Source organism: Paenibacillus sp. Y930 (assembly GCF_056786375.1).
Genome location: NZ_JBXCIX010000003.1, coordinates 157,505 through 170,406 on the forward strand (window position 1 = coordinate 157,505; position 12,902 = coordinate 170,406).

Sequence of the window (12,902 nt, forward strand, 5' to 3'; positions counted from 1 at the left end):
TCTAGCTTTTGTTTGTTTTTTATTATGGCTATGGCATTAGTTACTTTTGAACTGACCACTTAACTGCTGCGCTAATTGATTAACAACGCCGATTTCCGTATCAATTTCTCTTGTTACATTTTGTTGCTGCTCTGTTGTCGCAAACAATTGTTCAAGTGATGAGACACCTTGCTGCGTTAAAGCAGACATATTCAATATTTCAGAGAAAATATGCTCTGTCTTAGCTTGTAATTGCTGCGAATCTCGATACAATTCTTCAATGATATTACGCATCTCTTCATTATGCTGTTGCATATTGTTATAATCATGAACTGTACTATGAGCTAATTGTACTGTTTCGCTTGTCCCTTGTTCACCTGTGTGGATATTCATCATCGTATTTTTCGTTTCTCGAGTAATATTCATCAGAACTACTTTAATTTCATCAGATGCTTGCTGTGATTGATCTGCTAGTTTCCTTATCTCTTGTGCAACAACTGCAAAGCCACGACCTTCTTCACCCGATTTTGCTGCCTCGATCGAAGCATTCAGCGAAAGTAATTTCGTTTGATCAGAAATTTGACTAATGAGTGTCATCGCATCATCAATTTGTTGTGACGCCTCTTCTAGCGCCATAACAGAGTGAGAAGCTTCCTTAATCGCATCTGACACTTTATCGATATGATTATTCAACGATTCCATAGCAATATATCCATCATTCATAATTTGTTTCGACGTATTCGTTCGATCATTAAGCTCTTGGAATGCATCTGAATTATGATCCATAAGTTCCTTCACTGCATCAAGATCAATATTGATCGCTGAAATTGAATCATTTTGTTTCTCTAATCCACTAGTTACCTCTTGGAATGAAACCATCATTTCAGTACTAGAACGCATATGTTGACTCGATTGCTGAGAGATCATTGACGTAGAGCTCCCTAATTGATTAGCCGACTGTTCCAAGCTTATAAGCAATGCATCCAATTGCTCTTCTTTTTCTTGCTTAATCACTTCTATTTCCTGAAGCACACGATTTTTAACGGATATTTGTCTAATTGTCGCGGATGAAGTAACAACAAGAAATATAGCGTGTATCAATATCATGGCAAAGCTATAGCTCTTCGCTCCGAATACAAGTTCCGGCAACCAAAGTAGACCTACGAGATGCTGAACTGCAAAGATTGAAGTCATAATAACGACAAGCTTAATTCGATCATAATAAGCGATAATTGCAATGACCATGAATATGGAAAAATGTAATTCCACCATTCCCCCGCCACCTGAAATAATGGAAATACTAGAGAATGTTAATGATATCGTATTGAATATCGCTATTTTTTCATTATAATTATTCTTCCGATACATGATATATGCAATCACCCATAATATTATCGGAATGAGTAATAACGCATTAAGAGTTAGCCCGTATGTACGTTCATCAGCTCCATAATGTGACCCCATTATTGAATGCATCACACCTGTTACACGATTCAATATATGAAATACAATACTTAGTAAAATTGCTAATCCGCCGTAAATTAGCATCAGCTTATTTTTCTCTTTTAACAACTATTACACCTTCTTCAAAAGTTTTCTAGGTTGCATTAATTTATATGTGCTACTCTATAGTGTAGCACTCATTTCTCAACATTTTCTGAACATTTCCGACATTCTCAGAACATTTTTCGAGTGTTTTCGAGCTTTTTCGATATTCCTATCAAAAAAAAAAAAAAAGATACTGCTTCATCGATTATTGCATTTCGATGATAGTAATATCAGTTGAACTAACATAATATCAGCTCATCATTGAACCTTATCATGCTGACGAACGATCGCTTTAAGATATTCAAGGAAAGGGCCACGCAACTCCGGTCTCCGTAGTGCATACTCAACAGTCGCTTCTAGAAAACCTTGCTTGTCTCCAACATCGTAACGGCGCCCTTCAAATTCATATGCATAAACCGCTTCATGTCGTGCAAGCTGATTCAATGCATCCGTCAATTGAATTTCCCCATTGGCACCAGGTGAAGTATTTTCTAGAATAGCGAATATAGAGGGCATAATAATATAACGTCCTAATATCGCAACGTTAGAGGGCGCATTTTCAGTATTTGGCTTCTCGACTAGATTATCAACTCGATATACACGCTCATCATTTTTTTCACCATCAACAATACCGTATTTATGCACATCTGCCTGCTTCACTTGTTGTACGCCAAGCACTGTATTATTGTAATATTCATATATTTCGATTAGCTGCTGTAAGCATGGTGTTTCACTGTATACAATATCGTCGCCTAATAACACAGCGAATGGTTCATTGCCGATAAAGCTTTTCGCACAATAAATCGCATGCCCTAACCCTTTCGGTTCCTTCTGTCTTATATAATGAATATTAACCATATTCGATATTTGACGTACTTCCTCAAGTAGATCGAATTTCTCCTTCGCCTCTAGCTCAAGCTCAAGCTCAACCGATTTATCGAAATGATCTTCGATCGATTTTTTGTTACGACCTGTAATAATCAGAATTTCATCTATACCAGAAGCAACTGCTTCTTCTATAATAAATTGCAATGTAGGCTTATCCACAATCGGAAGCATTTCCTTCGGTTGAGCTTTTGTTGCTGGCAAGAATCGAGTTCCAAGTCCCGCAGCAGGAATGATCGCTTTCCTTACTTTCATACATATGCCTCCTTTTTCAATGTCTGTTATGATCATAATATCAGATAACATATATTTATGGTATGGACAGTAGAACCATCAGATTACAAAGTTGAAAGATTGGCATGATTCTCAAATTCAACCTCAGCATTAACAAAAAAAAGCTTACGTAACATTTACGCTACAACGAAGTTTGTCACCTCTGTTGTAGTTACAATGGAATTTACGTAAGCTTTATTATTATTGAGTTATTTCTTGCAGCAATGCTTTCATTCTAAGTTGTACTTCTTCTGCAGATAGGTTATGTCTCGCAATATATAGGTTGTGTGGATGCTCTACACATGCCGGAGTACAACTTCCCAAATACTTATGCTCATTCTCTTCTGAAGCGAGAATTTGTTTATTACACTCGGGATTAGCACAATTAATATATCGTTCACAAGGTTCACCAGTAAAATGATCTTTTCCGACAATAACTGGATCAACCTGATTTATAGGAACTACAAGTCTTTCGTCAAATACATAGCATTGACCATTCCATAATTGACCTTTCGCGACAGAATCTTTACCATAGGTCACGATACCGCCATGTAACTGGCCAACATCTTCATATCCTTCTCGAACTAACCAACCAGAGAACTTCTCACAACGAATACCACCGGTACAATAGGTTAAGATTTTTTTACCATCTAACATTTCTTTGTTATCTCTAATCCATTGCGGTAGTTCACGGAATGATTCAATATCTGGGCGAATAGCTCCATCGAAATGTCCGACATCAAATTCATACGTATTACGCGCATCAATAACAATCGTATTCTCTTGCTGCATTTCCTCATAGAAATCAGCAGGCGCTACGTAACGTCCTGTAACTTCTAGTGGATTAATATCATCTTCCAAGCTTAAGTTAACAAGCTCTGGACGTGAACGCACATGCATCTTTTTGAAAGCATGTATTTCTGATTCGTCTATTTTGAAGACCATTCCTTGGAATAGCGGATGAGCGTTCATATATGCCATATAAGCATTTGTTTGCTCAACTGTTCCCGACACTGTTCCATTAATTCCTTCATACGCTACAAGAATCCGACCCTTTAATTCCAATGACTTACAAAAGGCTAAATGTTCCTTTGCAAATAGTTCAGAATCTTCAATTGCAGTGTAATGATAATACAATAAAATACGATAATCCATCTTCTAATTGACCACCTATCATGTATATTTACAGGATATAACCTGATAGAGTGATTCTCAATAAGCTCAGTGAGCAATAATTAAGAACACCTGCCTATTTATAGGCATAAGAGAAATTATAGCTATTCTAAGTGTAATTTGCAATCGTAATATACTGGATTGTGCATATTTTTCGTGTTTTATTGATAAACAATCAGTAATTAGTAGCATATCTTATTGTATTAGCATTTAGCCAAATACCATTTACGTGGATCCAATTGGCAAGTAATCGTCTTTTCTGCAGATACAAGCCCAAGAAATTCTCCATCAACATGACTGACTGTAGGTGCGTCAACCTGCAGTGAAAACTGATCGGATTGTAACATTTCCACTTCACGAAACTTCACATGCTTCCCCCAAAATACGCTCATAAATACTAGTAATAGCTTTATTCTCGATAAATCATGTACAACCGTCAATTCTAATTGCTGATCATCACTTCTAGAAGAAGGTGAAATCTTCATTCCTCCGCCAAAGTAAGGCCCATTACAGATCGAGATAAACCAAACATTACGGAAACGATGCGTTTGCTCTCCACTATGAATAACTGCATTGAATCGTTTGAAAGTAAACAACGCCCAAATTGTGAGAATCATATAGGATAGTCGGCCTAGCTTCACATAATTGAGCCAACGCTTTAATCGGGATTGGTTCAAAGTCGTAGTAATAAAAGCATCAAAACCAATGCCTGAATTGTTGACAAAGCTATGTGATGATTGATCTTCTAATGTAATCTGACCAAGATCCATCGCTTTGAGCTCTGAGTTGTGATGGTAGTAATAATTCTCTACATCAGAAACTTTTTCAAATATATAGTATCCCCGTGCAAAATCATTGCCTGAACCAGCTTTCATTGCTCCTATTTGAATATGATCATTGCCAGCAGATCCTTCAATGACCTCGTGAATCGTTCCATCGCCACCAACTGCTAATAATAGAATAGATTCTTCCTTTTCTAGCGTATATTGCTTAGCTAGATGAACAACATGACCAGAATAATCAGATATATGAACGATATAAGGAATCGTGAGCTGCGACTTAATTTTCTTCCAAACAAGCGCGCCTTTACCACCGCCTGCTTGTTCATTGACGATAAAAATAACTTTCACTTCGTATTTCTCCTTCGGAAGCATTCTTATAGTGTCAGTTCAAAAATCGAGCTTTATGAACTTCCGCTTATAGTTAAGCTTACAAAGAAATGTCGCATTTTGTCTATAGTTATTTGCTACCGAGAACAACGAAACATTGGGCGGCAGCATAAATGATTACGTATTGTAGACAGATTTCCCAACAAAAAAAGAGCATCTAGTTCAACAAGCACATTGCTTGTGAATAGATGCTCTTCGTTATCAAAGCCTGCTTTTTGAATTTCCTCTTACAATGAAGGTTCAAAAAGCGGGCTTTCAGAATCGAGCATGTGAAGCGCTACTTGAGAAAGACGGAAGCGCAAGTGTACGTTATTGGTACACGCGAACCGTACTTTCCAAGTTCGTTTCAGATGCGATGTCGACTAAGCTACGTTAGCCACTCATCGTTATCAAAGCCCACTGTTTGAATTTCCTCTTAAGCATTTACTGCAACAGAAAGTTTTTCTGCTGCCGCCTTAACCTGCTCAAGACCAGCCGCAACAATCGCTTCTGCTTGTGCTGGAGCAGAAGCATGACCTTCGATAATTACTTCATCAATAACTTCACAACCGTAAACTCCGCCAATAACGTTACGCATATAATTAACAGACATCTCCATAGGAGCCGCTTCTGGAGAAGAATAAATTCCACCACGAGCATTTAGGAAGATAGCTTTTTTGTCAGTCAATAGTGGAACAAGTTGACCTTGTTCGTTGTATTTGAATGAATAACCAGCTTGGTAAGTGTAGTCAATAAATGTTTGAAGTGCCGCTGGAATTGTTAGGTTCCATAGTGGGAATGCGAATACTACTACATCAGCAGCTGTGAGAGCATCCATTGCTTTTTGTTTTGCAGCAAGAAGACGTTGGTCTTCAGTCGTTAATGTACCAGCTTGTGCATTACCAAAAGCGTCAAAGAATTCTTGACCGAAATATGGCATATCTTCAGCGAATACATCAAATGTTGATACCTCTACACCTTTAAGATTTGCTACAAATGTTTCATACATCTTGCTTGAAACACCTTCAGATGCTGGACGGTTATTTGCTTTTACGATTAATACTTTTTTCATTTCTCATTCTCCTTTATCTCTTTGAAATTATTTCTCTATATAAGATACTTTTACATCATAACCTATATTACCGATAAAATAAATAGCAACTATACAAAATATAGTATGGAATTATGAACATTTAAGCAAAAAATTTCCCAAGGTCGTTTATGCAGTACTCAAATAATCACTTTTTGCTTTACCATAATCAGTGCTTGACGAGATATAAGGTTTTCGAAAACGAAAGATATCCAACTTACTATAATCCACAAGTTCGCAAAGTGATCTCTAACGCCGTGAAGTGGCTAAGGATTTCCCTGGAGCGAAGGTATATGACGATTATCGCGAACTAATTGCCGATCCGTCGATTGAGATCGTCGGGATCAGTTTGCCAAACCTCTACCATTCGGAAATCGCGATTGCAGCCCTGCAAAATGGAAAGCATGTGTTCTGCGAGAAGCCAATCTTCACCCCAGACCAAGGTGTCGACATGATCAAGATTTTGTCGGCGATCTACGAGTCGGCGGAGAGCGGACGAGAAGTTCGGTTGTAAAAAGTTATAAGAAGGTACTTGATTATATTTGATATGCAGCCTGCTGATTCATACAACAAAAAACGCCTACCCCTTGCTACTACTAAGGTTAGGCGTTTCTTCTATATGATAATCGTTAAATGGAATAATAATGATTACTTCTTAGTTACCGCCGAGCCCCACAGAGATACACCTTCAAGTGATAACACGCTGAACGTCATTACCTCTTGCTTCGTTAATTCGTCGTATTGACGTAAGAAAACACCACGATATACTACATTATTAATGGTAAGATCAACGTTATGCTCACCACTTAATTTCCAGCTACCAGTAACGGCGCCAGTAATATTACCATCTGCCGTTAATTCCACAACAACAGATTCCTTCACTTCAGCAGTAATATCACGTCCATGATTAATTAACTTAAATGCTCCAGTAACGTCCTCTTGCGTATACGTTCCAATCGTTTCGCCTGAATAACGATGCGGAGCCATAACAAACCAACCATCTTCGTTCAAGAACATTTGATGAACACGGATTTCATGCTGCTCACCTTGATAAGGGAAACGTGTATGGAATATGTTGAAATACTTTTTACTGTTCTCATCATAATAGGTAGAGTTATGTCCTGGTGAGATATAACCAGCACCAATTCCACCACCAGTTTCTCCGAGTTCACGACGGAACATGAAATTCCCTACCATTTTCACACCATATGGTTCAATTGCACGATCGTCAAAGAAAGAACCGGCTGGACCTTGAGCATCAATTAAATCTTTGCCATCAGAATCAAGATACGGTCCATCTGGTGTTTTGGAACGTGCCACACGCAGATTGTATCCGCCAACTGCATCTAATCCACCATAGGATAAAAACATATAATAGTAATCTGTTTCTGGGCTATATTGAATATACGGACCTTCTATACGTACATGATTTTTCCCAAGCAACTTTTTACCATAGCCTTGATCTGGCAACGGTAATCCCGTTGATGGGTCAAGCTGCATTATAAAGATACCACCACTGTACGAGCCATATACCATCCATAGTAAATTATCTTTGTCGAAGAATACCGCTGGATCTATCGCATTGGGATGAACCGTAGCATCATAGATCGTTCCATCCTCACTCTTCTGACCCCACATACCAGATTTCAAAAACATACCAAGGTTGGTGAACGGACCTTCAGGCGAATCTGATACAGCAAGACCGATAGCAGCGCGCGGTGAATCACCTTTACATACACTATAATAGAAGTAATATTTACCGTCTGCTAATTGGATGACATCGCCAGCCCAAAATGTATCCGTCTGCCCCCATTCAAGCGCTTCAGCCATCTCTTCCTTCACGTTCGGAATTAACGGATTCCCATCTGTTACTCCAGTACCAATCAGCGTCCAATTCATAAGATCAGTACTTTTTGCAGAACCAAGATGTGAGCCGTATACATAGAAAGTACCATCTGCAAATAATACGGACGGATCATGTACGGATGCATTCGCAAACATAGGGCCACCCTTTTCTACAGTAGCATCGACAGGTGCAGTTTCAGCGAGTTGATCTTCAGTAGTCTCTTCATCTACTTGATTTTTCTCATTATTATCGTTAACTACCTGCTCAGTAACAGGTTCTTTATTAATATTCTCCGGACTATCTTTACTACAAGCAGTCATCATCATAACAGCCGCAAGTACACTTACAGCGGAAACTAACGTTTTGTTCATAGCTCCTCCTAAAACTTTCATATCTTTAACTAATCCCTTCCCTACGCTCTAGCGGAGAGAACTAATCACTTTTTTTCTACCTAGTCATAGCGGAGTGAACTAATCGCTTTTTTCTACCTAGTCACAGCGGAGAGAACCAATCGCTAGTGGTATGCGGTCGTTTTTGTCCTCGGATTTATACCGCTATCCCTTATTACAATAAATCCGAGGCCAACGGCGATTGGAACAGCGATTTGTTCTTGGAGCGATCTCCGAACAGCGATTTGTTCTCGGAGCGATCTCCGATTGATTCTCGGAGCGCACTATTCACCTGCAATACCTGCACGCTCAACACTTTCTACAAAGTTACGCTGCACGATAAGATATAAAATAAGTATTGGAATAATCGACAATACTACGCCAGCCATCATCTGGTTCATAACTGTCGGCGCCATCCCAATTGCACTTGACGAAACACTGGAACCCATCTGATCTGCAGTCATCGTTGCTTGACCATAGAAACCATTCATCCGCTGTGCCAAGTTGTAGAATGGCGGAAGTCTCAAGTATAAGCTTGGCTGGAAGTTATCATTCCAATGCCATACGATAGAGAAAAGGAATACGGTGACCATCGCCGGTTTACCTAATGGGAACATGATTTGCCAGTACGTACGGGCTGCACCTGCTCCATCAATTTTGGCCGCTTCCTCAAGTACTTTTGGCAGCTGACGATAAAATTGGATAAAGATTAGAATAAACAGCGATCCTTGTAGTCCATGACCGAATGCCGCTGGTACAATAAACGGTAGATGCGTATTGATCCAACCAAGCTCACTGAAGAACATATAAAGCGGTACAACAATCGTTTGTGGTGGTACTAGGAATGTGAATATTAACAATACAAACCATAATCCATATAACGGGAAGCGATAACGTGCAAAGCCATAACCGATCATTGAACATGAAATAATTTGCAAGGCAGCACTACCGAATGAAATGATCGAGCTGTTCAAAAAACCTTGCCAATACTTCATCGCTGTAAACGCAACTTTATAGTTATGAAGGTTGAATTCATGTGGAATCCAGCGAACCGTTGCATCTGCTACATCCCAACTCTGCATGAGTGACTTGGAGACCATATATAACAACGGGTATAAAAATACAAAAGATAAGCTAAGCAGTATAAAATAGTAGAGAATCGTTCCTAAAATATCTTTACTGCGCTTGATGGTAGTAAACTTTACAGCAGGATCTAGCTTATCGCTGATTTTCACTTTATCTGTTAACTGCGCATTCGCCATTTTGATTACCTGCCTTCCATCGAAGCTAGACTTTTTCTAAACAATAAGAACACTATACCAATCATAATGAAGATAACTACGAAATAAATCCACCCTAATGCCGACGCATATCCATAGTTGTTATCACTAAACACTCGTGTATTAATGTAGTCCATAACACCATTATCTGCACGCGTAAATGAGCTTACCATCGTGTACAATGTATTAACTAGAATCATCGGCATAATCATTGGAAATGTAATTTTCCAGAAGCTTTCCCACTTCGTTGCCCCATCCATTTTCGCCGCCTCAAAAAGCGATGGAGAAATAGTTTGCAAACCAGCAAGGAAGATTAGCGTTTGTACACCTGCGTCCCACATAACCATCGTCAATGAATCGGCATACATTAATAGACTTTCTAAAATATCACCTGGGATGAAAAGTCGTAACATCCGATACAAATCATAATTCATGAAGATTGGAAGATTGGCAGCTCCCTGCTCCAATAGCTTTTTCAGTGTCGTACCTGAAGCTATAATTACTGGCAAGAAGAATATACCGCGAAAGATCATCCGACCACGGAAATGACGATTTAATAATAAAGCACTCGCCATCGAAAATATCAACACTAGTGGTACATGTGATACCATCCCCGTAAATGTGCCCTGTAATAAAGGTAGAAACTCAACATCTACTGCAAATGCTGCGCGGAAATGTTGCAGTCCAACATTCTCAGCTACAAGTCCAGCTTTACTTGGCGTTAGCTTTTGAAACGAGTAATAGATCGATTGCCCTAGTGGTACAGCCATAAATGCCACAAACCCGATAATCCAGATGCCGATGAAGGAATAGCCTTCTAATATATGTCTCATTCTCATATTCATTTTGAATTTCATGCTATTTCCTTCACCCCTTAATCCACGTATAGTTCATACCTTCGATGTTTGCTCCATCTATTGTCACAGCATCTGAATTGTAGTTCACAATCACTTCAACACCATTGGCATACGTTGTGCGGAATACGCGACTTTGTAGTTGTTCATGATTAACCATTTGCTCACCAGCAATAGCATCATAAAATGGCTCCAAATCTTTGTATTCATCAGCAATAGCGGTGATCCAATCTGGTGCATAGGAACTGTACAATCTAGTTTCAGCTGTACGATGCAGATTACTACTTTTTTCCCCAGTCAGTTCTGCACTAGGAAGTGCTCCATACTCAATAGCTTTCAACCAATCAACTTGCGCATCTTCACGTAAATTGATTGGACTGGCATAGTAAGGTACTAGGCCATGGATGACCAGTTGATAGAATGGAACTGCTGTATCGGTATACGTATATTCGCTTGAATATAATGGTGCGTCATCAATCCGATCAATCAGCCCAAAGGTATAGGCATTACCGTAATCTACTGCTGTTGAACCAACCTCTTCCTTCATTAGAAGTAAGGAGTCTATCCATGCTTGCACTGCTACAGAGCGATCAGTAATGGAATCCTTATCTTCATCAGAGTAGATCATCTCACCCATATATTGCATCTGAACACCAGTAACGCCATAGTTCACATAATCTGACACTTGATCCTTCACATACTCATTAAGTACACGCTCGGGCTTAATAAGGTGGAAGCTATAACTACCACGCGACCAGCGATCACTTGGCCAATAAAGTGTTAGTTCCAACAGTTCGCGATCCATACCACGAATACCATCTTTACGTTCACTATATTTACCTGTTGCCTCAAATGGTCTCACATAATTGGCGCGAAGGTAAAGATCGACATTAGCTGCTTTTGTAAATTCAACTAATGATTCTAGTCCCTTTTTACCGCCAAGCTGTTTCGCAATTTTATGCGATGGCTGCGTGCCATAAAGGCCACCTTTCGTCCAGCCATCATACGTTGCATCAATATTCGTTACCCCTGCTTGCTGCAACTCACTTATCATTTGCTCCGCTTGCGCAAAGGTCGTCATTTTAATAAATGTATCTCCAATAATCTCTTCTCGCTCAATACCACCAAATAGCTTTAGTGATAATGAAGGGGATTGATCAGCAACTGGTGTCAGCCCTTGATCCTCGATTAAGTAGTCACGATATGCTTTTGCAAAGCCAACATAACTAGCTTCCTCATCTTCCAGTAGCACATACTCTACTTTACGATCGCCTGCAATCATTTGACCTTGGAAATATGGAATTTGCCCAGAATTACCGATGAAAATAACATCATTTTTACGATACATAAATTCTACAGAACTGCGATACATTGGTATGGCACGAATGCCCGCTGGCGTACCGTTAATTTTCGCTTCATATTGTCCATCCGATACGATCGCTAATGTACCTACGCCATTGCGATACATGCCGAACACTGGAAGTGCAATACTTTCACGTGGTGTATTCGCACGAGTGTACGTATCCGCTAACATATCATTCGTTTGAGATCTGAACGTAGCATCATTTCCGTAAATGTATTCGGAATATCCTTTAAGATATGTCTCGTGGGCTGTACGGAATTCAAGTAATGAGCCTGAACCATCCGGTAAGAACATGGCTCCTTCATCCGTTTCTAATGCCCCATTCATGAACGGCAACGGTTCAAGACTTGTTAATCTAGCAGTTCCAGTCTCCTTAATACTTTCAAATGGAATTTGTACGACAAGTCCACGCTCGCTAAGCAAATAATACATTTGCAAGGCAATTCCCTCAGCAACAAAATTAATATCTAATATGATCTGATCGTCTTGTATCGTATATGCTGTCGTCGTTGTCGCATCCTTCAAGGAATACGTTGATGTGATGTCCGAGCCGACGGTATAACGAAGATGCAGCGGTGAGTCGATATACTTCTTGTTATTAGGCGGTATTGTCAATGGCGTCTGTGGAGCGCCCAACCACTCAGTTCCCGTCGCTTTGTCGACTAGACGGACATTCCCTGTTTTTTCATCCAAGTACAATGTGAACTTACTATTACTTAATACTTCATGAATAGCTGTTACTTTCGAAAGTTCCTCTGCTGCTGCATCTACGACTGGAGCAACAGTGCCACTGACGGTCTCAATAACTGCTGTAGCTTGATCCTCCGTAATGCCTTCTTCTATTTCAGCTTGATCCTCAGCAGTTTCTTCGATTGCTCCCTGCTCTTCCGTAGTAACTTCTTCTATTACAGCTCCATTATCAACTGGTTCAACAGCTTCCTCGCCACTTAACTGCTCTGCATTAACAGAAGGAGCAAAGCTACTAGCTGATGGAATAATCTGCTGACCAAGCAACATGATAACAAGTAATAATATTGAGACTGGCTTCTTCCATTGAATGGTACGTTGCTTCAT

General features: G+C 39.6%; 10 protein-coding genes. 1 reads left to right on the forward strand and 9 read right to left on the reverse strand.

Annotated features, from left to right (window positions below; genetic code table 11):
• Positions 1 to 36: 36 nt before the first annotated feature.
• From AC1TO5_RS09790 to AC1TO5_RS09810, 5 genes are all read right to left on the reverse strand, one after another.
• Positions 37 to 1,551, reverse strand: a complete 1,515-nt coding sequence (locus AC1TO5_RS09790; RefSeq protein WP_482062624.1) for a methyl-accepting chemotaxis protein — start codon at positions 1,549 to 1,551, stop codon at positions 37 to 39.
• Positions 1,552 to 1,785: 234 nt separating this feature from the next.
• Complete coding sequence (gene galU, locus AC1TO5_RS09795; protein WP_482062625.1) at positions 1,786 to 2,667, reverse strand: UTP--glucose-1-phosphate uridylyltransferase GalU; 882 nt, start codon at positions 2,665 to 2,667, stop codon at positions 1,786 to 1,788.
• Positions 2,668 to 2,886: 219 nt separating this feature from the next.
• Entirely contained in the window at positions 2,887 to 3,840 is a 954-nt protein-coding gene (gene trhO / locus AC1TO5_RS09800) for an oxygen-dependent tRNA uridine(34) hydroxylase TrhO (protein WP_482062626.1), read from the reverse strand.
• A 221-nt stretch (positions 3,841 to 4,061) separates the two neighbouring features.
• Positions 4,062 to 4,988: a diacylglycerol/lipid kinase family protein gene (locus AC1TO5_RS09805; protein ID WP_482062627.1), complete on the reverse strand. Its 927-nt coding sequence runs from the start codon at positions 4,986 to 4,988 to the stop codon at positions 4,062 to 4,064.
• Between the two features lie 454 nt (positions 4,989 to 5,442).
• Positions 5,443 to 6,078, reverse strand: a complete 636-nt coding sequence (locus tag AC1TO5_RS09810) for an FMN-dependent NADH-azoreductase (protein WP_482062628.1) — start codon at positions 6,076 to 6,078, stop codon at positions 5,443 to 5,445.
• A 280-nt stretch (positions 6,079 to 6,358) separates the two neighbouring features.
• On the opposite strand from AC1TO5_RS09810, the gene AC1TO5_RS09815 reads away from it, so the two are divergent.
• On the forward strand, positions 6,359 to 6,610 hold the full coding sequence (locus AC1TO5_RS09815) for a Gfo/Idh/MocA family protein (protein ID WP_482062629.1): 252 nt from the start codon (positions 6,359 to 6,361) through the stop codon (positions 6,608 to 6,610).
• Between the two features lie 134 nt (positions 6,611 to 6,744).
• On the opposite strand, the gene abnB is transcribed toward AC1TO5_RS09815, so the two are convergent.
• The 4 genes from abnB to AC1TO5_RS09835 all read right to left on the reverse strand — a co-directional run bounded on the left by abnB (position 6,745) and on the right by AC1TO5_RS09835 (position 12,902).
• Complete coding sequence (abnB, locus tag AC1TO5_RS09820) at positions 6,745 to 8,313, reverse strand: arabinan endo-1,5-alpha-L-arabinosidase AbnB (RefSeq protein ID WP_482062630.1); 1,569 nt, start codon at positions 8,311 to 8,313, stop codon at positions 6,745 to 6,747.
• A 302-nt stretch (positions 8,314 to 8,615) separates the two neighbouring features.
• Positions 8,616 to 9,593, reverse strand: a complete 978-nt coding sequence (locus AC1TO5_RS09825; RefSeq protein ID WP_482062631.1) for a carbohydrate ABC transporter permease — start codon at positions 9,591 to 9,593, stop codon at positions 8,616 to 8,618.
• A gap of 5 nt (positions 9,594 to 9,598) precedes the next feature.
• Complete coding sequence (locus AC1TO5_RS09830; protein WP_482062632.1) at positions 9,599 to 10,468, reverse strand: carbohydrate ABC transporter permease; 870 nt, start codon at positions 10,466 to 10,468, stop codon at positions 9,599 to 9,601.
• A 10-nt stretch (positions 10,469 to 10,478) separates the two neighbouring features.
• Positions 10,479 to 12,902: a DUF5696 domain-containing protein gene (locus tag AC1TO5_RS09835; RefSeq protein WP_482062633.1), complete on the reverse strand. Its 2,424-nt coding sequence runs from the start codon at positions 12,900 to 12,902 to the stop codon at positions 10,479 to 10,481.

Excerpts from the sequence above, each read along its gene's own strand:
- AC1TO5_RS09810 (WP_482062628.1), bottom strand. The coding sequence starts at position 6,078 with ATGAAAAAAGTATTAATCGTAAAAGCAAATAACCGTCCAGCATCTGAA.
- AC1TO5_RS09830 (WP_482062632.1), bottom strand. The coding sequence starts at position 10,468 with ATGAAATTCAAAATGAATATGAGAATGAGACATATATTAGAAGGCTAT.
- trhO (WP_482062626.1), bottom strand. The coding sequence starts at position 3,840 with ATGGATTATCGTATTTTATTGTATTATCATTACACTGCAATTGAAGAT.
- AC1TO5_RS09835 (WP_482062633.1), bottom strand. The coding sequence starts at position 12,902 with ATGAAGCAACGTACCATTCAATGGAAGAAGCCAGTCTCAATATTATTA.
- galU (WP_482062625.1), bottom strand. The coding sequence starts at position 2,667 with ATGAAAGTAAGGAAAGCGATCATTCCTGCTGCGGGACTTGGAACTCGA.
- AC1TO5_RS09825 (WP_482062631.1), bottom strand. The coding sequence starts at position 9,593 with ATGGCGAATGCGCAGTTAACAGATAAAGTGAAAATCAGCGATAAGCTA.
- abnB (WP_482062630.1), bottom strand. The coding sequence starts at position 8,313 with ATGAACAAAACGTTAGTTTCCGCTGTAAGTGTACTTGCGGCTGTTATG.